Source organism: Streptococcus thermophilus, assembly GCF_010120595.1.
GTDB classification, from domain to species: domain Bacteria; phylum Bacillota; class Bacilli; order Lactobacillales; family Streptococcaceae; genus Streptococcus; species Streptococcus thermophilus.
Map to the genome: position 1 here is coordinate 233,262 of NZ_CP038020.1, position 22,070 is coordinate 255,331.

General features: G+C 36.4%; 18 protein-coding genes and 6 pseudogenes. 4 read left to right on the top strand and 20 right to left on the bottom strand.

The genetic code is table 11. The features are described 5' to 3' along the window. Positions 1 to 228: 228 nt before the first annotated feature. From adhE to E3C75_RS12215, 6 genes and pseudogenes are all read right to left on the bottom strand, one after another. Positions 229 to 2,799: pseudogene (gene adhE, locus E3C75_RS01160) on the bottom strand (bifunctional acetaldehyde-CoA/alcohol dehydrogenase). Between the two features lie 138 nt (positions 2,800 to 2,937). Continuing rightward, positions 2,938 to 4,833 (bottom strand): M13 family metallopeptidase, encoded by a 1,896-nt coding sequence (locus E3C75_RS01165; protein WP_111679736.1) that lies wholly within the window; start codon positions 4,831 to 4,833, stop codon positions 2,938 to 2,940. Between the two features lie 81 nt (positions 4,834 to 4,914). Continuing rightward, positions 4,915 to 6,043: pseudogene (locus E3C75_RS01170) on the bottom strand (alpha-amylase family glycosyl hydrolase). A gap of 66 nt (positions 6,044 to 6,109) precedes the next feature. Next, positions 6,110 to 6,426 (bottom strand): annotated as a pseudogene (locus E3C75_RS12205) (PTS sugar transporter subunit IIA). 54 nt (positions 6,427 to 6,480) lie between these two features. Beyond that, entirely contained in the window at positions 6,481 to 6,846 is a 366-nt protein-coding gene (locus E3C75_RS12210) for a PTS trehalose transporter subunit IIBC (protein WP_100262284.1), read from the bottom strand. 184 nt (positions 6,847 to 7,030) lie between these two features. Continuing rightward, positions 7,031 to 7,177: a hypothetical protein gene (locus E3C75_RS12215; protein WP_157795757.1), complete on the bottom strand. Its 147-nt coding sequence runs from the start codon at positions 7,175 to 7,177 to the stop codon at positions 7,031 to 7,033. A gap of 14 nt (positions 7,178 to 7,191) precedes the next feature. Here E3C75_RS12215 and treR point away from each other — a divergent pair. After that, a pseudogene (gene treR, locus E3C75_RS01190) lies at positions 7,192 to 7,902 on the top strand (trehalose operon repressor). A 55-nt stretch (positions 7,903 to 7,957) separates the two neighbouring features. Here the strand turns inward: treR and E3C75_RS01195 are convergent. From E3C75_RS01195 to E3C75_RS01205, 3 genes are read right to left on the bottom strand one after another with little or no spacing between them, the layout of a single operon-like run. After that, the gene (locus E3C75_RS01195; RefSeq protein ID WP_111679737.1) at positions 7,958 to 8,518 is read right to left on the bottom strand and encodes a TIGR01440 family protein; all 561 of its coding nucleotides are present in this window, start codon (positions 8,516 to 8,518) and stop codon (positions 7,958 to 7,960) included. A 12-nt stretch (positions 8,519 to 8,530) separates the two neighbouring features. Beyond that, complete coding sequence (locus tag E3C75_RS01200; RefSeq protein ID WP_002948269.1) at positions 8,531 to 8,869, bottom strand: hypothetical protein; 339 nt, start codon at positions 8,867 to 8,869, stop codon at positions 8,531 to 8,533. 32 nt (positions 8,870 to 8,901) lie between these two features. Further along, a complete protein-coding gene (locus E3C75_RS01205; protein WP_084829149.1) occupies positions 8,902 to 9,258 on the bottom strand; it encodes a hypothetical protein in 357 nt (118 codons plus the stop codon). 263 nt (positions 9,259 to 9,521) lie between these two features. Between E3C75_RS01205 and E3C75_RS12220 the strand changes: the two are divergent. Further along, positions 9,522 to 10,513: pseudogene (locus E3C75_RS12220) on the top strand (IS30 family transposase). A 447-nt stretch (positions 10,514 to 10,960) separates the two neighbouring features. Here E3C75_RS12220 and E3C75_RS01215 read toward each other — a convergent pair. From E3C75_RS01215 to E3C75_RS01235, 5 genes are all read right to left on the bottom strand, one after another. After that, a complete protein-coding gene (locus E3C75_RS01215) occupies positions 10,961 to 12,157 on the bottom strand; it encodes a tyrosine-type recombinase/integrase (RefSeq protein WP_111679738.1) in 1,197 nt (398 codons plus the stop codon). A 79-nt stretch (positions 12,158 to 12,236) separates the two neighbouring features. After that, positions 12,237 to 12,440 (bottom strand): excisionase, encoded by a 204-nt coding sequence (locus E3C75_RS01220; protein WP_021371332.1) that lies wholly within the window; start codon positions 12,438 to 12,440, stop codon positions 12,237 to 12,239. A gap of 389 nt (positions 12,441 to 12,829) precedes the next feature. Then, positions 12,830 to 13,060 carry a helix-turn-helix domain-containing protein gene (locus E3C75_RS01225; RefSeq protein ID WP_058621900.1) on the bottom strand — a complete coding sequence of 77 codons (231 nt, stop codon included), beginning with the start codon at positions 13,058 to 13,060 and terminating at the stop codon, positions 12,830 to 12,832. A gap of 1 nt (position 13,061) precedes the next feature. Beyond that, entirely contained in the window at positions 13,062 to 13,415 is a 354-nt protein-coding gene (locus E3C75_RS01230; RefSeq protein ID WP_196479516.1) for an RNA polymerase sigma factor, read from the bottom strand. A 422-nt stretch (positions 13,416 to 13,837) separates the two neighbouring features. After that, positions 13,838 to 15,961 carry a heavy metal translocating P-type ATPase gene (locus E3C75_RS01235; RefSeq protein WP_039670424.1) on the bottom strand — a complete coding sequence of 708 codons (2,124 nt, stop codon included), beginning with the start codon at positions 15,959 to 15,961 and terminating at the stop codon, positions 13,838 to 13,840. Positions 15,962 to 16,181: 220 nt separating this feature from the next. Here E3C75_RS01235 and lspA point away from each other — a divergent pair, with 220 nt between their 5' ends. After that, a complete protein-coding gene (gene lspA, locus E3C75_RS01240; RefSeq protein ID WP_039670423.1) occupies positions 16,182 to 16,691 on the top strand; it encodes a signal peptidase II in 510 nt (169 codons plus the stop codon). A gap of 170 nt (positions 16,692 to 16,861) precedes the next feature. Here the strand turns inward: lspA and cadC are convergent, their stop codons facing one another. The 4 genes from cadC to E3C75_RS01260 all read right to left on the bottom strand — a co-directional run bounded on the left by cadC (position 16,862) and on the right by E3C75_RS01260 (position 20,134). Further along, positions 16,862 to 17,197 (bottom strand): Cd(II)-sensing metalloregulatory transcriptional repressor CadC, encoded by a 336-nt coding sequence (gene cadC, locus E3C75_RS01245; RefSeq protein WP_039670422.1) that lies wholly within the window; start codon positions 17,195 to 17,197, stop codon positions 16,862 to 16,864. 171 nt (positions 17,198 to 17,368) lie between these two features. Then, positions 17,369 to 18,513, bottom strand: a protein-coding gene (locus tag E3C75_RS01250) for an IS3 family transposase (protein WP_111679739.1) whose coding sequence is annotated in 2 segments (ribosomal slippage) — positions 17,369 to 18,267 and positions 18,267 to 18,513 — 1,146 coding nt in all. Because the reading frame shifts where the segments join, the coding sequence is not laid out codon by codon here. A 62-nt stretch (positions 18,514 to 18,575) separates the two neighbouring features. After that, on the bottom strand, positions 18,576 to 19,832 hold the full coding sequence (locus tag E3C75_RS01255; RefSeq protein WP_111679740.1) for an MFS transporter: 1,257 nt from the start codon (positions 19,830 to 19,832) through the stop codon (positions 18,576 to 18,578). A 29-nt stretch (positions 19,833 to 19,861) separates the two neighbouring features. After that, positions 19,862 to 20,134: a glycoside hydrolase family protein gene (locus tag E3C75_RS01260; protein ID WP_111679741.1), complete on the bottom strand. Its 273-nt coding sequence runs from the start codon at positions 20,132 to 20,134 to the stop codon at positions 19,862 to 19,864. A gap of 298 nt (positions 20,135 to 20,432) precedes the next feature. Between E3C75_RS01260 and E3C75_RS01265 the strand changes: the two genes are divergently transcribed. Then, positions 20,433 to 21,437 carry an IS5-like element ISSth7 family transposase gene (locus E3C75_RS01265; RefSeq protein WP_011681261.1) on the top strand — a complete coding sequence of 335 codons (1,005 nt, stop codon included), beginning with the start codon at positions 20,433 to 20,435 and terminating at the stop codon, positions 21,435 to 21,437. Positions 21,438 to 21,561: 124 nt separating this feature from the next. Here E3C75_RS01265 and E3C75_RS01270 read toward each other — a convergent pair. After that, a pseudogene (locus tag E3C75_RS01270) lies at positions 21,562 to 21,684 on the bottom strand (IS6 family transposase); the annotation flags it as partial. 31 nt (positions 21,685 to 21,715) lie between these two features. Beyond that, on the bottom strand, positions 21,716 to 21,847 hold the full coding sequence (locus E3C75_RS11955) for a hypothetical protein (RefSeq protein WP_263405637.1): 132 nt from the start codon (positions 21,845 to 21,847) through the stop codon (positions 21,716 to 21,718). Positions 21,848 to 22,070: the final 223 nt, after the last annotated feature.

The following is a 22,070-nucleotide window of genomic DNA, read 5'->3' on the forward strand; positions in this document are numbered from 1 at the left end:
ATGGCCTCATTTCCTGAGGATTGAGAAGATGCACTGTGGCATTCAAACCAAGTCCTTCTTCTTTTGTCATAGAACTCTCTTTATTTTACCGTAAGGTTATTATAACAATTTTTTAAAGCGTTTTCTATCTTATTCAGGAAAGCCCTTTATTTTTAATTTGGATAATCACTCTAATATAGTAGCCTTTAGCAAAAAAGTAGCCCTCATAGAGCTACTTTAGGCTATCACTTAACCTTTGTAGTCAAAGGCAACTTCGACAATTTCTTTCAATTCTGAAATAAGAGGTTCTTTGGAATTAGCAAGTTGTATCTTGGTCTTCGTACGCATGCTCTGCCAAAGTATAGACAGTGTCTTGAAGAAGTTTCTTCGTAACCCCTTGGCCTTTCCAGTTCATGTTGATCCCCACGGCAACACCCAATTCGTAAACTTTTTGTGCCAAAACTTCAACCAATTCAGCATCTGATTGTTTATCAGTACCCCATCCCATGAAACGAGCGATGTCTGCGTAATCCTTGTCTGCACGGAAGTAATCATATTTAGGGAACATAGCGTGTTTTTGAGGATTACGTGAGGCATCAAAATCGCATTGGTACGTCCGTGTGGAATGTCAAACATAGGACCGACCTTGTGAGCTAGTGAGTGGTTGATACCAAGGAAGGCATTGGCAAAGGCCATACCAGCCATTGTAGACGCATTATGCATCTTTTCACGTGATTCTTCATCACCAAAGTGGTAAGAATGTTCGAGATTTTCAAAAACAAGTTTAATCGCTTGAAGTGAGAGGCCACGTGTATAGTCGCTAGCCATTACTGATACGTAAGACTCAATAGCGTGCGTCAAAACGGTCCATACCTGTATCCGCTGTAACACTAGCAGGCACACTTATTACTAAAGCAGGGTCAACGATGGCCATATCTGGAGTCAAAGCGTAATCTGCCAATGGATACTTGATGTGAGTTTCACTATCAGTGATAACCGCAAATGACGTCACTTCTGATCCTGTCCCTGAAGTTGTTGGGATACAGATGAATTGTGTCTTCTGAGCGTAAGGAATCTTGTAGGTACGTTTACGGATATCCAAGAATTTTTGTTTAGCACCGAAGAAGCTTACATCTAGGTATTCAAAGAACATCCAGATAGCCTTAGCAGCATCCATTGCAGAACCACCACCAAGAGCGATAATCACATCTGGTTGGATGTCTACAAAACGTTCCAACCCTTTATAAACTGTATTGTAGATGGATTTGGCTCAACATCTGAGAAAACATCTACTGCTGGTCTATGGCGGTTAAGTTCCAATTGCGTTTAACCAAGTCAGCGTAACCAAACTGAACCATACCAGGGTCACAAACCAACATCACCCGGTCAGCTTCAATGTGACGCAAGTAAGTTATTGAATCTTTTTCGAAGAAGATTTTTGGTGGGACACGAAACCATTGCATGTTATTGCGACGCTTTGACAATGTCTTGACATTCAAGAGATCAAATGAGCTAACATTGTGTGAAATTGAGTTATGACCGTGTGAACCACAACCAAGAGTTAATGATGGAATCATGTTGTTATAGATATTACCAATGCCACCTTCAGCCGATGGACTATTCACCAAGATACGGCAAGCTTTCATACGGATACCGTATTGGAGTTGGAGCTCTTCATTTTCAGTGTGAATAACAGCTGTATGTCCAATACCTCCCAAATTGAGCATGCCTTCTGCTTTTTTGAATCCATCTTCAACGCCATCAGATTTGATAAGGGCAAGTACTGGAGACAATTTTTCCAAGGCAAGTGGGTGTTCCATTGTTGCATCTGGAATTTCTGCCAAAAGCATTTTTGTTCCTTTAGGTACTTTAAGACCAGCTTTTTCAGCAATTTCGATAGCTGAGTGACCTACAATAGCGCCGTTTACAGCTATACGTGCTTCATTAAGAACTACTTTTTCCAATTTAGCAATATCAGCTTTTTTAGAAATAATGACACATTGATGTGCTTCAAATTCAGCCTTAACTTCATCATAAATAGCTGCGTCAACGATAGCTACTTGTTCAGAAGAACAAATCATACCATTGTCAAAAGTTTTTGAAACGATGATATCATTGACAGCACGCTTAACTTTAGCATCAGCAGCAATATAAGATGGGACATTCCCAGCGCCTACACCAAGAGCAGGTTTAACCAGTTGAATAAGCTGCCTTAACCATACCAGGCCCACCAGTCGCAAGTACTGTGGCAATCTTAGGATGGTTCATCAAAAGACCAGTTGCTTCGATAGATGGCTCTTCAATCCACTGAATACAGTTCTTAGGTGCACCCGCTTCAATAGCTGCATTACGGACGATACGAGCTGCCTCTGCAGATGATTTTTGAGCTGATGGGTGGAAGGCAAAGACAATAGAGTTGCGAGTCTAAAGAGCGATAAGGGCTTTGAAAATCGTTGTTGAGGTTGGGTTAGTTGTTGGTGTCACCCCACAGATAACGCCTACTGGCTCAGCGATAGAAACCAAACCTTGTTCTTTATCTTCAGCGATAACGCCTACTGGCTTGTCATATTTAATACTATTCCAAATGTATTCAGAAGCATACATGTTTTTGATGGCTTTATCTTCATAAATACCACGGCCTGTTTCATCAACAGCCAATTTTGCCAAATACATATGTTTATCTAGAGCAGCAATCGCAGCTTGGTGAACAATGTGGTCCACTTGCTCCTGCTTAAAGTTAGCCATGGCATCGAGGGCTTCAACACCTTTTGTTGCCAATTCATCTATTACTGTTTGAACATCTTTAGTTTGTTTAGTCATATGAAACTCCTTTGAATACTTGTTAAAAACTTCACAAGTTTTAACACAAATCTATTATAGTGTTTATACATATTATGTAAACCCTTACATGGATAAAAATAAAGAAATCCGTCCATTTTGGACAGATTTCATCACTTTTTACCAAATAATAACACGATCTTCTGGGGCACGCCACATGCCGTCTCCCTCTTTGACGTCAAATTCTTTGTGAAATTCGTCGAAGTTGGTCACGATAACATTGGTACGCCATTTAGCTGGGGCATGAACATCCACGCTAGCCAACATTTGCATGTATTCTTCACGTGCCTTCGTACGCCAAATCGTCGCAAAGTTGACAAAGAATTCTCGAACCGAAAAATCTTCATCACGTTTAGCTGCTTCTAAGGCACACGCCACACCACCAAGGTCTGCCACATTCTCAGAAACAGTCAGTTTGCCGTTGACCTTAGCACCATAAGAATCCAAGCCCTCAAACTGGTCCACAATTTTATCAGTACGTTCTTTAAAGGCTGCGTAATCGTCTTCAGTCCACCAGTTCTTAAGACTACCGTTTTCATCGAAGGAAGCACCATTAGTATCAAAGGCATGGGAAATCTCGTGAGCAATTACAGCCCCAATACCACCATAGTTGGCTGATGAGCTTTGCGCAATATCATAAAAAGGTGCTTGCAGGATAGCTGCCGGGAAAACAATTTGGTTCTGCTGTGGATCATAGTAAGCATTAACCATGTGGGCAGGCATGTGCCACTCACTACGATCAACAGGTTTATTCCACTTGCTCCAGCTATGAGCAATTGAAATTTTAACTAACTTCTGTGCATTCTCAACCAGTGACAAGTTCTCATCAATAATCTTCTTGTCATAGGTCTCTGGCAATTTTTCTGGATAACCGATATGAGGTGTGATGACATTTAGCTTCGTTATAGCTTTTTCGCGCGTCTCAGGAGCCAACCAATCCGCTGTTTGAAGGCGTGATTTATAAACGTCAATCATAGTTGCTACTTTGGCTTCGACGTCTGCCTTGGCTTCTGGCGAGAATTTCTCACCTGCATACCAAAGTCCTAGAGCCTGATTGTAAGGTCCTTGTGCCAAGTAGAAAGCTGCTTTTTTCTTATCCATAGCTTGTGGTGTTCCTGAAAGCGCACGGCTATATTTTCCAGATAGAACACGAAGTTCGTCTGTCAAATAGGCATTCCATGATGTTGTAGCATCGATAAGTAGGACCGCCTTTAGTAACTCCCAATTTGCTTCTGAGTAATATTCCGCCGCGAATTCTGTCCAGAAGCGCTCTTCAGGAACGATAACCTTGTCAGGGACTTGTCCCAAGATTTCTGTGAAGAGACTATCAAGTGGGAGTTCAGGCACCAGCTTGGTGAAATCTGCCCAATCATATGGGTGGTAGAGTTCTACATACTCTGAAGATTCTTCGTGCGAAAGGACATACTTAGCCAACTTAGCATCAAGGTCAATAACCTTATCCAAGAGGTCTTTGATTTCCTCAGCTGTAAAGCCATATTTCCCCAAGAGTTCTTCTTGCATCTCACGCCAAATTTCTAAAAGCTCCTTTCCCTTCTCATTATCCTCCGTATAATAGGTAGTATCAGGCAAAATAATACCCGGTGCGTCAGCCCAGAGGACATTTAATTGAGCATTCATAAAGTCTGGAGACACACTGAATGGAAACTCATTGGGCTTACCAGACATCTCATACTCAGCAATTTTCGAAGCAAATTCTGAGAATGAGGAAAGCTTCTTGTATTCTTCAATCAAAGGTTTAACAGGCTCTATACCAACTGCCTCACGTCTATCATAGTCCGCAGTCATACGGTGAAACTTTATAAAGTTTTGTAGAATGGCATTGTCAGGAACATTCTCTCCTGCCAACCACTGATCAGTTGTTTCAAGCATGAGGTCTTCAATTTCATCTGCTAAATCTGAGAAACCACCTGTACATGGTTTGTCATCTGGAATCACTGCTGTCTTTTCCCACTCACCATTAATCGCATGGTAAAAATCATCTTGTAAGCGTGTCATTACACTTCCTCCATCAACATTAAAAGTGTTTTTATTATAACAAAATTTCCCAGCAAAAACATTTACTGAGGAAAGTTTGTCTTATTTAACTAAGATTGATAGGGTTTGATAAGGTTTTAGGCTTACCTTTTCAGCAAGCTCCGCATCGTCATAGTTGGACAAGAGCACGCGCCCTGCTTGGTATTCTTCTGGAATCCCCACTTCAGCTTCACTTCCATAAAAATTATTGAGCACCAAGAGTTTTTGATCGCCTAAGTAGCGTCCAAAGGCGTAGACCTGTTGACTATCTTCAAGTGCTGGCTGGTAGCTTCCTTCTGAAATGATCGGCATTTCTTTACGCAAGCGAATTAATTCTTTATCGAATTTAAAGATTGATCCATTAATCTCATTTTCAACGTTAATGTCTTTGTAAGATTTACTAGCTTTCAACCATGGAGTACCTGTTGAAAAACCTGCATTCTCAGAAGCATCCCATTGCATTGGCGTACGAGAATTATCACGTGACTTAGCTTGGGTAATCTTGAAGGCTTGCTCAGGAGATTTACCTTGGTCCAAGAGCATTTGATAAGCATTGATGGATTCCACATCTACGTAATCTGCCATCGAATCATAGTCTGGATCAACCATCCCGATTTCTTCACCCATGTAGATGTATGGTGTTCTACTTGACAAGTGAATGCTAGCGGCTAGCACGGTCGCTCCTTCATCACGGAAGTTCTTGATATCCAAAAAGCGATTCAAGGCACGAGGTTGATCATAGTATTTCCCCGTATCCCCAAAATGGTGCCCAAGCAGAGCCGCCAAATTTAGACAACCAATCTGTTGTCTGGTCCTGAATAAAGTAGAAATCTTGATAATACTTGTCCCCAGCCAATGCTTTTTGAAACCACTCATGCTCCGTTGAGCAATGGTTAAGCACCATGTCTAGCATAAAGTCAATCTTGTGTTCTTTACCAACTCGGACCATTTCTTCAAAATCAGCCATATCCCCAAATACAGAATTTACCGCTGTATAATCTGAAATGTCGTAACCATTGTCACGTTGTGGGCTTGGATAAAAAGGATTAAGCCAAACCATATCCACGCCTAGTTCTGACAGATAAGGCATTTTTTCAATGATGCCTCTGAAATCACCGATTCCATTTCCTGTAGTGTCCTTATATGATTTCGGATAGATTTGATAAATAACCTTTGTTTTATCTAATGCCATATTTAATTCCTTTTCCGAACTTTTAAGTCAAAAGTTGGGACTATCGTCTCCACTCCTTATGCGTGATTATTTTGTGCGATGAATGATCATAAGAATATCACCACATTTGATATTACGTGGAAGATTCCCTTCAACATCCGCTTGAAAATCATCTTGATTTGTAATGATAACTGGTGTTTCAGTGATAAGACCTGCACCTTTAATCGCTTCCACATCAAAAGTGATAAGTTTTTGACCAACAACAACCTTATCCCCTTGTTCATATGTGCTTCAAATCCTTTTCCGTCAAGGCTAACAATATCCATACCGATGTGTATCAACATTTCAACACCTTCCTCAGAAACAATGCCTACTGCATGCTTATTTGGGAAGAGTACTGTCACTGTACCATTTACTGGTGAAACCAATTCACCTTGATTTGGTTCGATAACAAGACCCTATCCCATCACACCTGATGAGAATACTGGGTCTGTCGCTTGGCTAAGCGATTTAACTTGACCAGCAAGAGGACTAACAACCTCTGTTGTTTCAGTAAAAACAGTTGGTTCTACCAAACCTTCTGAAGCTTCTTTAAGTGTTTCTTGTGCATGTCCATCTTCCTCTGTTTTCGTTAAAAATCCAGTTTTGTGAAAGAGGAATATCAATACCATAGCAACCACAATATCAACAACCATAATAATCGCAAAGATTCCCCAATACTGGGGTTTAATAGAGAGAATAGCTGGAAGACCACCAATACCAATAGAGTTTGCTTGGACGCCAAAGACTGTTGAAAGTAGTCCTGATAAGGCAGAATCAGACATCCCTGCTACTAATGGATAGACATACTTAACGTTAACACCAAATAGTGCTGGTTCAGTGACACCAAGATAAGCTGAAATAGTTGCTGGAAGTGAAATCTATGCTTCACGTTCATCATGACGTTTAATAAAATAGTAAGCAAACACTGCTGAACCCTGCGCAATGTTAGAGAGGGAAATCCATTGGTCATAAACCAGTACCACCTGCCGTACGCACCAATTCAAGGTCAATAGCATTAGTCATATGGTGAAGACCAGTGATAACGAAAGGCGCATAGAAGGCACCAAAGATTGGCACCTTTGAAAAAATAATAGTTGTATATTTTTTTGCCAACAAGTAAGGATGAGATGAAAAAATATCAGATTGTTTATAAAGATTTAGAAAAAGCTATCCACTGTCAAAAGTATCAAGTTGGTGACTTCCTGCCAACCGAGCAAGAATTAGTAGAAACTTTCAAAGTCAGTCGATACACCATACGAAAGGTATTGTCTTTACTCGTTGAATAAGGTCTGGTTAAAAAGATTCATGGGGCAGGTTCTCAAGTTATTAGTCAAGAACAAGTGAACTTCCCTGTATCTGACTTAACCAGTTACCAAGAACTCATAGAACAACAAGGCCTTAAATCACAAACTAACATTATCTCTCTAGACAAAATCATCGTTGACATCATTCTCTCAGAGAAAACGGGATTTTCAAGAAGCCAACAGGTTTGGTGTCTTATTCGGCAAAGGATAGTTGATGGCTGTGCCTCTGTTGTTGATATTGATTACCTTGATGTGAGACTTATGCCTCAACTCAACCGCAGCATCGCTGAGAACTCCATCTATGATTATCTTGAAAATCAGCTCCACCTTAGCATTTCTCATGCCTTTAAAGAAATCACCATTGACAACACTAGCGAGCAAGACAAAATCCTCATCGATATCGGTAAAGATCATCACGTCGTCTGCATACGCTCAAAAGTTTATCTGAATAATGGAAATCAGTTCCAGTTCACTGAAAGCCGACATAAACTTGAAAAGTTCAAATTTGTCTATTATGCCAAGCGTCATCACTGAAGGTAAAGACCCGACCAACATAAAAAGTATCGGACACATAAACGTCCGATACTTTTTAGTTTTTACGAATAGGATCCGCTAAATACTCCGCACGAGCACCACCAATCAACTTAGGGCGACTCGCCAAAGCAGTCACATGGGCACCTCCTAATTCTGAAGTAAGAGGGCGAAGAGGAACCTGAACCCTTTTCACATGCATACCAATAGACGTATCCCCAATATCAATACCAGCCTGAGTCAATATCTCTTCTACCTCAACAGGATCCTCCATGTAATCAAAAGCAGCCAACTGACCACTCCCACCAGCATGCAGAGTTGGAAGCACATTGACAATTTCCAAATCTTTAGCCAAAGCAAGCTCACGCTCAACAACTAAAGCCCGATTCAAATGTTCACAGCCTTGTACAGCCAAGTAAATTCCTTTAGGTTCCAAAACCTCAAGAATAGTTTTTACAATTCGTTGACCAATTTCACGACTAGAAGCTTTTCCGATAATTCCACCAACAACCTCACTGGAAGATAAACCTAATACAAATATGGCTCCAGATCCAATTGCCGAACGCTCAACAATGTCTTCAACAAGTACACGTGTTTTCTCTTCTAAATCTAGCAACATCACAGACCTCCTTTAAACAACAGCTGTATTCAAGATTCGAACAATAAGATAGTACAAAATCATAAAAAAGATAAGGAAAAACAGCCCTAACAGTAGCAGCTGCATACGACGCTTATTACTTAGATCCCATGTAAAACCAAATCCCATCAAAAAAGGACCAAAACTATAGCTAAGCATAAACCATAGGTCTGCACGCTCTATATGCCAAAAAGAAGAAATAAAAGCCACAAGACCTATTAAGGATAGAATCCAAGAAAAAGTCCAACGATCTGATTTAGCCAATACTAAACCGATTAAGAAGCATCCCAAAGCAGGCATGATAATAAATGATAGGGTCATAAAATAAAACATGCCATTATTATAGCATGTTTTATAGATTCATGTTAGTGGCGGTTAATAACACCATAAGCAAAAATGAAGGCAATAGCAGCAATACCAACAACAATGGCCATGATGCTCCAAAAAATGGTCATAGCACGGTGTCCCTTGCGATTGTTGAAAGGAAAGCCCCAACCAATAATGATAACACCAAGCAAGCCAAGCCATATTTTATAAGTGATAACAATCGTCCCATCAAAATAAGCAAAAGCAACCAAACCTAGGCCTAGTAAGGAAATCAAATAGGACCACTTCCCCTTCAAAAATGAAGGCAAGGCCCAACCAAATAACAATAAACCAAGTAGAGCAAGAGCTCCACCACCAAAAAATACAGGTACAATATAATTATCAAACATATTCATATTATAGCATATCTTAAAAAGTTAGGAAATAGGTCCTATTATCTTAAAAGGGCTATCTCTTAAATAAAGTCCAGATAGAAGATTAGTCTTTGTTTATCTATCGACAAAGACTTTCTCATTATTCTGCTACAAAAAACGAGGTCCCCTTCGGATCTTATTGCCATTTATTTAAACCTTGAATATACAATATAAGTGCACAATAAAAACTCATAAGATTTTCTAGTAAAACAGAATTGAACGAACTAGTTACGAAAGGAAGTCTTATGAGCTACCATCACTTTACCATAGAAGAGCGTGAAAGTATTCTCGTTTACCGTACGCAAGACCTAAATTTGTCTCAAATTGCTAAGTTACTTCATCGTTATCCCTCTAGTATTAGTCGTGAGTGGAAGCGACATCTAAGAGAAGGAAACTATTCACCATGTCATGCACAGAAATCCTACTATATTGCTAAATCACACTTTGGGCGGAAACGGATACTTGAAATAGATCGCAATTTAAGCAATACCGTCCGTCAAACATCTATTTCTCGAGTATCAATGGTCTCCTGAAGAAATAGAAGGTCGGTTGAGATTAGAGTATGGAAAAGCTGTTATTAGTTATCAAACAAGTTATAGAGCCATTTACAAAGAACATTTTGATAACAACTCACTATCTCATGGTGCTCGTGGTTGTCATTCGCAAGCTCCGCCATCGTGGCAAAAAGCGTCATACAAAAGGTTATGTCGAAAATAGAGGGAAAATCTATATATCTCATACAATTCAAGAAAGACCCAAAGATGCTAATAACCGAACTAGAATAGGAGATTGGGAAGCCGATACTGTTGCAGGTAAAACTGGAAAATCTTGTTTAGTGACTCTAACTGACCGTTATTATCGTTTTCTAAAAATCCAGAAGGTAGCTGTCAAGAAAAGTAAGTTGGTAATAGAAGCTATGGTAAAAATGCTAGAACCCTTGACCAAGCATACTGTGACTCCTGATAGAGGGAAAGAGTGTCCCTATCATCAGAAGTTGTGTGATCAATTAAAAATTTAAGTCTATTTTCCTGATCCCCATGCTCCATGGCAACGAGGGACTAATGAGAATACGAATGGACTACTAAGAGAACATTTTCCCAAAGAGAGTGATGTAACATTGGTTAATGATCAGATTATTCAGCTGTGGAAGAACAAACTTAATAATAGCCCACAAAAATATCTTAACTGGAAAACACCTTATGAAGTATTTTATGGGGAAAGTATGCACTTAATTTGACAATTCAAGATATGAAAAAACAAGATCCTTTCTGGATCTTGTTTTTACAGTCTAATTAAGCTTTGTTCGCTGAATATAATTTAAATATTCTTGGTTCTTCCTTAAGCATCTTAATTCCCATTATTAAAGGATTCTTAATTATTAGTAATATAACTTAGTATCACTAAAATTCTTCATGTTTCCTCAAAATTGGGGGCCAATTCGGGGCAAGAATCCTAGTTATGGATACTTCATTTCTTAAGACCTGGTTTAAAAAGTCTATATTTTATACTAAAAACTTATATTAAATTTGATTATCTTTTCATAAGTTGATAAATGTCGATATATCCTGTATTTACAAGGGGTATCGGCATTTTCTTTTTGAAAGATACTTTGCATAAACTGGCATTTATCTGTATAAGACTGCCATCAAAAGTAGTAAATAAGTAGTAAACTCTAGCCACACCACTAAGCAGATAACCGTTCCATTTCAGCTCTTGCGGAACTAAATGAAGCATGAGCATAATAGCCGAGCGTCATAGTAATGTTTTTATGCCCCATAATATATTGCAATATATTAGGACTCATTCCTTTGTTCGCCATATTCGTACAGAATGTATGCCTAAAGGTGTGTGGTGTAATCTTTGGTAGCTTGTCCTCGTGGGTTTTGTTATACTTTTTGACTAAACTTTTTAACATACTTTGATAATTAGTTGCTTGCTTTGGCAACCCATCACGTTTAAGGAATAAGAAGTTCTGGTAACCGTCAATGACAATTGGTTCAGCTTTGGCTTTCTTACGACGTTCTACTACACGCTTAACAGCTTGATAAGCTCTTTCAGTCATTGGGATTTCTCGCTTACCTTGTGCGGTCTTTGGAACTTCTACATAATAGCCAATATTAGTATCACTCAATAATTGATGGTCAACCATAATGGCTTTATTTTTCATATCCAAATCTAAAGTCAAACCGCATAATTCAGAAATACGAAGTCCTGTTTCTAAGAGGATAACGACATCATCATAATATTTACAATAAGTCTTATCGCTTTCCATAAACGATAATAAGTCCATTTCCTGTTCTGGTGTTAGAGCGATTTTTGGTTCTGTTTTATCTTCCAATACATCGCTTAACTGAAAATCAAATGGATTCTTCCTAATACAGTCGTCTTGAATTGCCATAAAAAATGACGCTTTGAGTGAACGCTTATAATTGTCAATTGATTTATAAGCACACCCATCTTCACTCATTCGAATAGCCCAGCTCTTAGCGTCTGACAATTTAACCATATCAATACTTTTAGCACCTAGTGGGTCATTGTTCAGAATCTTCATAAGATAATGGCGTCCTTTTTTAGTGTTAAGTCGGATATTCTTTCTTAGTCCATTCTTCTTAGCGTATAGCTGGCAAACTGTCATTTTCTTACCAATAGTATCAATACTATCATCAAGGTCGTTTTGTATTTGTTTTTCTTTTTCCCTTAATGAAATATCATCACGTTTCCCCTTTGGAGTTTTATCGGTAGGTACAAGTTTCCAAGCGTAAACAAATTGTGACTTACCAAATGAATCTACATACTTATATGCGTATCTTCCATCTTTTCTCTGGCTCTCTCCAGTTCTTAAAATTCTATCTTTATTATCTCGTCTTTTTTCATTTGACATGATAAGAAGCTCCTCTCAATAACCGAATTGAGCTTGATACGTCATATGAATATTATAACATATATAAGGCTCAATTTCATTAGATAACGTCAAGTGTATCAACGATTTTCTCAAATTGTTTTCTCTTTATTTGAATACGATTGCCATTCATAATGACCCAGCCAGAATCAAGATTTTCATCAGCCAGCTTACGCAATTTTTTCTCTCCAATGCGAAAGTATTTTGACGCTTCTTCAATTGTCAATGTGTATTTTTCCCAAATAGGTACATCAGTATTGTTCATAAAATATATCACTCCTTTCTATGTTTGTAGTTCGAAAGTAGATAGATGGCTTTGGCAAGCTCCACTGGTATTTCAACCAATCCCATTCTTGTGGGCAGAACCGTATCATACGGGTGTATCATTATACTGTGGTGCAGGTTACGGCAAAACAACCATTCCAAAGGTCATTCTCAAATCACTATATGGTCGCTCTCTTAATTAAGGTCATGGCGTATAGTATTTGTTGGCTATCTGTATCACAAACGTATCTGTCTACTTTATTCAGTTGTCAAAGAACACTCGGCATTGATTTGCCTATTAAAGATCACAATAGTTTGTGGGCTTTGATAGGCAAACAATTAATAATTCCCCATGTACCAAACTAATTGATACATGGAGAGAGGGCGAGATTAAGATAAATCAAATTTCAAAATAGCAGTGATTAGTTTTGTCTCCAGCATTCGCTTTGTTTCTTCCTCTACATGAATATAAGGATTACCGTATTCATCAAATAAAGTTTTTTGTGAGAGGCGAATGGTGTAATGTTCAAAATGCTTAAGTATTTCATTTATTGCATTTACATCACCATGGACAGCAAGCAAAATCACTGTAAAGGATAATACTTCCTTAGTAGGTTTCATTTCAATGTTCCTCCATGAGCTCTTTCAACTCTTTTAGTGCATTTGTTTTGTGATAATGCACGGTGCTTTCAGCCAGCTCCATTAGTGTAGCAATATCAGCGTTTGTCATACTAAGGAAAAATGAAAGAAGAATTATATCCTGTTTTCTTTTTGTGAGTTTACCGATCGCTTGAGCTATCAATACATCTTCAATGCGTATGTCATAGTTATACGAAGCCATTATGATATAGTTTGAATCGTAATCATCAAAAATACTTAGTTGACTTAGTTCAGCCATTGTTAATGCTTCAAGAGATATCAGACGTTCATTGCGACGTTTGTTTTCGTCATAGATATCTCTAGCAAAATTACGCATGACTGTTTTTCAAAAGCTATCAAATTGATGTTCAATAGTCTTTTCATAATTAGAAATAGTTACCATAAGAATCCACCCCCTTTCCGTTTGCAAGTGATTAATTAACCTTGCTTATTCCTATCACGGTGGAAAGGGGGGGAATCTTCGATAAAAACAAAAAAATACACACTTTTACCTCATGGCAAAAATGCGTATTCTTTCTATATCTATATTTAATTGTTAGTTTTCTTTTTTTATCCCCTAACCAAAACATAACAGCACCTCTATAAAAGCTACCGCTGTTTTGGAAAAATTAACAAATTAAGAAAAAACAGATTACAATAGAAACTTCATGAAAAGCTACTTACAAAGCGGTAGTTTTTTTTTATTGCTTTGTAAGTTTCATTAGTTATTGTAATCTGTAAATAATTTTTAGTATATTATTATTTTTTGACTTTCATTAATCTTAATCCATTTAATGTAACTAGTAATGTGGCACCCATATCTGCTACAATTGCAATCCATAATGTTAACCAACCCGGAAGCACTAATAGCAATGCCAATAACTTGATTCCAAGAGAAAATGTTATATTCTGTTTGATGATTTTTAATGTCTTTCGACTAAGATTTACAATGAATGGTAATTTCTTTAAGTCATCTCCCATTAAGGCAACATCAGCTGTTTCTAAAGCAGTGTCAGTTCCAGCTCCCCCCATTGCTATTCCTACAGTAGAAGCAGCTAAGGCAGGGGCGTCATTTACACCATCTCCAATCATAGCGACTTTGCCGTATGTTTGTTTTAATTCTTTAATGTAAGTAAGTTTATCTTCTGGCATTAACTCTGCTTTTATATCAGAAACACCAATTTCTTTACCTATAAACTGTGCTGTGTCATTATTATCTCCTGTTAGCATAATAGTGTGAGCAATCCCTAATTTATGAAGTTGCGCAATAACTTCTTTACTAGATTCCCTAACTTCATCAGCCACAGCTATGATTGCTAAAATATTTGATTCTGTTCCAAATAGCATAGCTGTTTTTCCTTGCTTTTGTAATGATTGGTATGTTTGAGATATACTTTGAGATTTTTCTAAACTAGATTCAAAAAGTTTTGAGCTACCAATGTAATAGGTTATACCATCTACATCACCCTTAACACCTTTACCAGTGATTGATGAAAAATTATCAATTTCTATTGACTTGTAATCGACATTATCAATCATAGCTTTTGAAATGATTGCAGAGGCAAGAGGGTGTTGTGACAAGGTTTCTAAAGCTGTAATAATTGAAAGTGATTTCTGTTCGTCCATATGTTGAGAATAAGGAATAAAATCAGTTACAACTGGTTTTCCTTTCGTCAATGTACCTGTCTTATCAAAAGCAATTGCTTGTAGTCCACCAATTTCTTCTAAGTAAATTCCACCTTTTACAAGAACACCGTTTTTTGCTGAATTACCAATTGCAGAAACGATAGATACTGGAGTGGAAATTACTAGTGAACAAGGACAACCTACAACTAGAAGAGATAACCCTTGATATACCCATGTATCCCAATCACCTCCAAAAAATAGAGGTGGAACGACTGCAACAAGCAAAGCAATAAGCATAATAATAGGTGTATAATACTTCGCGAACTTATCTACAAACGCTTGCGCTGGTGCTCGTTCACCTTGTGCTTCTTCAACTAAATGTATAATCTTTGAAATTGTAGTATCTTCTACATGTTTCGTCACCTTTACTTCTAATAGTCCTTCTTCGTTTAATGTTCCAGCAAAAACTTCATCATCAACTTTCTTTTCAACTGGAATGGATTCTCCAGTAATTGCGGACTGATTAATTGCAGAATAGCCCTTTATGACAACTCCGTCCATAGCAATTTTTTGCCCAGGTTTTATAATCATAATATCCCCAATTTGAATATCGCTAACCGCAATCATTTGTTCCACATTATTACGGCGTATCAAAGCTTCTTTGGGAGCAATATCCATTAATGAACGAATCGATTGTCTGGCTTTATCCATGGAATATCGTTCCAAAACTTCACTTAAAGCAAAGAGGATTACGACAATAGAACCTTCTGCCCATTCCCCGATGATGGAAGCACCAATAATAGCAATAGTCATTAGTGACTCCATTGTAAAATCTAATTTTAATAAATTGGATATACCTTCTTTAAATAAGCTAAAACCTCCAATAATTATTGCGACAACATACAGAGCAATTGTAATCGTTGAATCTTCTCCACTAATATTTTGAGAAATAAAGGCTAACAAAATGAAGACTACTGATACAACTAAATGCCAATTCTTTTTTAGAAAGGATTCTTTCTTTAATGGTGTGTTGGAATAATCTTTTTCAGGAGAGATTTTTAAATTTTCAAATGCTCCAGCCTTTTCTATTTGACTAATAGAAGTTTCTCCATAAACTGTAATCTTGCCTGCTCCAAAGTTTACCTTTGCGTCAGTAACTCCGCTAATATTTTTTACATTTTTTTCAAACTTTCCTGCACAATTTGTACAAGATAACCCATCTACACGGTAAGTTGTTTGTTTACTTGCTTTACTCATAAAGCTCCTCCTTTTTCAATAACATTCAAGTGTTTGTTTGAATATTTACAAATATATAATAACAGATTAAAGAATAACATTCAAGTGTTTGTTTGAATAAATTTTAAAAAAGTTTATAGCTAGAAAATCTTGTCTAATATTTAAAATTTAGAATAAAAAAAATATATGCTTGTATTAATCTAAGCAAATGTTATAATAGCAACCAAAAAGGAGGTTTTTAATGAAGATTTTAAATGGAAAGATTATTTCTAAACAAAATTTACTTTTACTGGGAATTATGATAAGTGCCGTTTTAATTGACCAACTATCAAAAATCTGGCTAACTTCAACCTTACAAATAGGAGAATCAATAGAACTTATTCCATCTTTTTTCAAGATAACATATGCTCAAAATACAGGTGCAGCATGGAGTGTTTTAGAGGGGCATATGACGTTCTTTTATGTAGTGACTATAATTGCATTGATACTATTAGGGTGGTATTTTAAAAATCTTAAAGATTACCAAATTGTTCAAAAAATAGGAGTAATACTAATGATTGCTGGAACGTTAGGTAACTTTATTGATCGTTTATTATTTCAATTTGTACGTGATTCTTTGGATTTTCGTATTTTAGATTACAACTTTCCTATTTTTAACATCGCTGACATTTTACTAGTTAGCGGAGTTTTTTTACTCATTATCGATGAAACAATAAAAACTTTTAATATCCGTTCTAAATTAAAGAAGTAATATCATCTTAAGGCTTAAGATTTATTTATGCCTAAATTAACAGAAAAAACCTCTCTTAAATTTTTAAACTAGGACTAACATCAGTTTGCTTAAAATATAAAGAGAGGTTTTAATTTAGTATGAATTTTTTGAAATGCAGGAAAGTTATTGATGTATTTATCCTAAATTTTTCATAGTACAATATCCTTGATTAATCTCTCCACTAAGGAGTTATTTAATGAATAATAGACCATCTTCCCGACCTTTTTATTTTGAACTACTCCCGCTTTGCTCAATATTTTTAGGTGATGAGAAGTAGTTGCTACTGTTGAATTTACGATAATTGAAATATCACAAACACATAATTCTTTTTCTAAAGTTAAAGCATAAGCGATAGTTATTCTTGTTTCTTCAGATAGTGCTTTAAAAATTTGACTAATATTGTTTAATTTTTTATCGACTAATGATGTTTGAATCTTTTGAACCTTTTCTTCATCAAAACAAGTTTTTTCACAAATATCTTTCATGTTTCGATACGCTCCTTTTCACAAATTACATTCAAACATATATTTGAATATAATCTAATGATATCATGCTTTTAATGATTGTTCAATTTATTTTTGCTTTTTCCAGTAATTAGAAATACAAAAGAACATAACCTAGTCAAGCATTTTTGTAACACTAGTGTATAAAATTTCTTACGCTGCACGACATCGTGCAGCATAAGGTGTAAGTCCACCGTTTGCACGATGTGGTCTTACGTGATTATATTTCCCATAAACGAATTCATAGAGCTTTTGGTCAAGAATGTCATTTGAATCAAACTTGTAGAGATAATAGAATTCGTGTTTGAGCGTATTGTAGAATCTTTCCATAACGGCATTGTCATATGGACAGCCTGCTTTGCTCATACTTTGTTGGACATAGTTTTTATCACAAAATTTATTGAATTCTTTTGCGGTAAATTGACGCCCTTGATCAGAATGCAGGATAATTCCTTTTGCTGGTTTTCGACGTTCTAGTGCGATTTTCAAGGTTTCCTTTGCCAATTCAGTTTCGATATGACTGCTGTTTAATGATGCAACCACTTCACGACCGCAAAGGTCTATAATCGTGCAATTGTAACGCATTGTTCCATCTGGACGAGTTAAATATGTAAAATCAGTACACCATATTTTATTGGGTTCTTTTACATCAAATTCCCTATTCAGAAGGTTTGGAAAGATTTTATTGGCAGTTCCTTTTACATAGTTTGGTTTCTTTCGACGGGTGATGGAACGTAAGCCCAATTCATTCATAAAATGATGTATTGTCAGATCTGAACGAATGCTTCCGATACCCTTAAGATAATCGTTCATCATTCGGTATCCAGGAACTCCATTTTCGCGGTGGTAGATTTCAACAATTTTACGTTGAATCTCTGCCTTTTCCTGACGATAAGCATGTTTTTTGTTTTTAAGATAATTATAGTAAGCATTTGGACAGATGTTCATTCTTCTAAGAAGCCATCTGACCCCAAATGTCTGTTGATATTTCTGGATGAACTGGTACTGAGCTAATCGATTTCCTTCGCAAAGAATGCTGCCGCTTTTTTTTAAAAATCATTTTCCTTTTTGAGTTCTTCAATTTCTTTGCGTAGCTTTTTTGCAACTTCGTATGAATCAGATTCTTCCCGTTTTGTTGGGCTGTTATCGCATTCTTTGCGGTATTGCTGTAACCAGTATGTCAGCGTGCCTTGTCCAAGATTATATTCTTCGGTCAGGCTTTTCTTGGTTCGTCCCTCTTCCAGATAGAGGCGAAGAACCTTTTGTTTGAACTCAGGCTCGTAACGATTATTTGTCATTGTAACATCTCCTTGGATTATGTATGTATTTTACCAAACTATACACAGGTGTTACAACTTAATTATATCAGGTCATTTGAACCTTTAAATGTATATAAAATTGCCACAAAAACTAATGACATATATACTACTGCAATATAACTATACGGTAAGTAAATCACTAAGGTAGAAAATAGTAACCTTGATACAATATCTCCTATTTGGAAATATGTCACCATCCCTCCAAATATTGTAGCTAACTTCGTCTCATCAATATTGTTAAATATGATAGTCCCCAGTTTAGGATTTAATGCACTAACTAATACACTTGAAAGAAATGATGATAATATAATTAAATAAATATTTTGAAAGTAAAAAGCAACAAATGAAAGAAAAACAGTGGTCAAATTCATTTTTAACAAGGTGCCTATGGAAAAGGTTTTAAATTTTTTACTAATCAGAATTAAAGTGCCCCCAAGTATTCCTCCTGAAACAGTGCTAATGCCCAAAAGTGAGATCGTAGTCGCAGAATTAATAATTGTCAAATTAGATCCTTTAGAAAGATTAACAACAACTAATGGCGTGAGAATTGCCAAACTCCCATTAAGAATTGGTATAACAAGTAAAGTAGCCTTCATGTTACCGATACTAAATAGATGATTAATTGAGAGCTTTAAATTTGAAACAACCTCAGAAAACGAAGATTTAAAATCAAATTTTGATATCTTACTGGTCGAGTTCATCTCCTCATAATAATCATTAATCTGATTTTTGATAACTAACATAATTAACAGGCTAATAGCAAAAGTTAGAGAATTTATAAAAGCTAAGTGAGAGAAACTTAGAATAGTGATTAAAAACGCCCCAAATGCTTGATTTACAATATTCATCGTAGAAACAACTGTCTGCCTAAACGCCATAGTTTCTTCTCTTTCTGACTTTTTCACTATTCGATTAGAAATTGGATAGAAAAGACCATTTTCAAATTGTCCCAATGTATCTGCAATAAGGTTAACTATACTAGCAAATATGACTACTATAATAGATGGCTTAAAATTCATAACCACAGCAACCAATAAATATAGAACCACCCGTAGCCATAACGTTTTAATAATCATCTCCACTTTATTAAGCGTTCTATCTGCAATGATACCAAAAAATATTGTAAATAAGATAGGTATAGTCTCAGATATATTTACGATTGAAATGGCTAAATTACTGTCCTTAATCTCCGTAACATAGGTCATGAGAGCTATAAAATATAATGTATCTCCAAAATTTGATATTAAATCTGAAATCAGAACTTTCAGATATAGTTTATTTTTTAAAATTTTTCTCATATGTCTCCATTAGCATATACTTTACAACTTCACTGCATAAAAAACATTCTATCCAATGGGGAGGAAGCCCCAGTCTTTTGTGCCATTAGAGCTAGAACTATCCCTGAAACACCTTTTAGCAATCCAAAATCAATATAATCAATAACTTTATCAAAGTTTACACCTCTAAAATATACGTCACTCTCCACAAATATGTACTCAGAATTAGAAGCTGCTCTTACAATTTCTCTAAATAAATTATCAGAAATAGTTTTAAACTGTATCTTTCCTGTATCTAAATACATCAAATTGAACAAAAGCATTACTCCAGACCGTCCATAGCATATTTATTTTAGTTTTCGCTAAGTAAGACTAATTTTTGAGTAGAGATTATCATGAAAAAGAGATATCCTATGCTTTAGAAGGAATTGTATCTGAGTCGTTAAAAGAGCGATTACCTTTGTAAATTTGTTTCCATGGATTTTTCATAAAAGAGCCTCTTATTATTTCTTTATGTATATTATATAATATTTAAGGGCACCTCTAAAAACTCCTCAAAAAACCTATAAAATGAGATAATAGAAATACAAGTATAAAACTCGATAAACGAGGTTAAACACGATGCATTTATTTACTGATGATGAAAAAATCTTGTCAAAACTCACTGAAAAAGGTAATCCATTGGAACGTCTAGACGCTGTCATGGATTGGCAACTCTTTCTCCCCTTGTTATCAGAATTGTTTTCTCGCAAGAATAAAGTTATTGGTCGTGGAGGTCGTCCTCACCTTGATTACCTCATGATGTTCAAAGTCCTTTTACTTCAACGATTACATAACTTGTCTGACGATGCTATGGAATATCAATTGCTTGATCGCTTATCCTTTCGTCGTTTCGTTGGTTGCCACGAAGATAATGTCCCAGATTCAAAAACTATCTGGCTTTATCGAGATCGCTTGACTCAATCAGGTCGCGAAAAGGAATTATTCGACTTGTTCTATACTCAACTCTCGGACGAAGGTTTGATTGCCCACACAGGTCAAATAGTTGATGCTTCATTTGTGGAATGTCCTAAGCAACGCAATTCCCGTGAGGAAAACGAGAAAATCAAAGCGCATGAAACTGTAGAAGGTTGGAACAAAGCCAAACGATGCCAAAAAGATATCGATGGGAGCTGGACTCAAAAAGGGGGTGTTCGTTACTTTGGCTATAAAAATCACGTCTGTGTTGATAGAAAATCAAAGCTAATCAAAGATTATGGCGTCACAACAGCTAGTATACATGACTCCAATGTTCTAGCTTCTCTTTGTGATGCCAACGAACCTGTATTTGATGATAGTGCCTATGTGGGGAAAAGTGTTCCTGACAACTGCCAACACCATACCGTCCGTCGTGCTTTCCGAAATAAACCATTGACCGATACTGACAAGAACATTAACCGTCATATTGCCAAAGTCCGTTGTCGAGTTGAGCATGTTTTTGGTTTTATTGAAAATAGCATGAAGGGAAGTACCTTTAGAGGGATTGGAATGGATAGGGCAAAGACAAATGTGACCTTAACCAACCTCCTCTATAACATCTTTCGATTTGAACAGATTAAACGACTAGGGTTGAAATCATGGGCTTAGTGCGCCCAAAAATTGGGAAATAGCCTTGAGTAAGACTCACAAACAAAAATTTACAAGAAATAAACTGTAGATTAAAGATAAATTTGACGCTCTAGATGCTCTACTGGTGTTTTTAGAGGTTCCCATTTATTCCACGATCATATAACAATTCCTGAACTTCACGATAGCTTAGATTGTAACGCAGGTAGTAACCAACAGCGACAATAATGACGTCTTTTTTGAATTGTTTGCCTTTAAAATGATTCATTACTCTGTCCTCTCTGTCTTTTTTCTCAATTTTACACTAAAATAAATTTTTTGGAAGACTTTGCAACAGAACCCTCGAAATCAACCACTTTTTCTAACCGCTCAAGAGGGTCTCCTTTTAAACTTAATTTTTCAAGATAGTCGCTATCTCCAAATAAATTCATCTTCAATACCTCGTTAGCTTATTTTTAATCTATTATACCTCTTTTCATACGTTTTTAGAGGTGCCCTTATGAATAATATTCTTAACAAAGAGAGTAAATTTTTCCGAAAAATAGATATTTTCTGGAAAGAAATATCAAAGTCCATTGAAAGAGACTTTTTTGAAATAGTCCGTTTTTACGGAAACTATCTGTTCAACAAAAAGAAGCAGCCATGTTAAACATT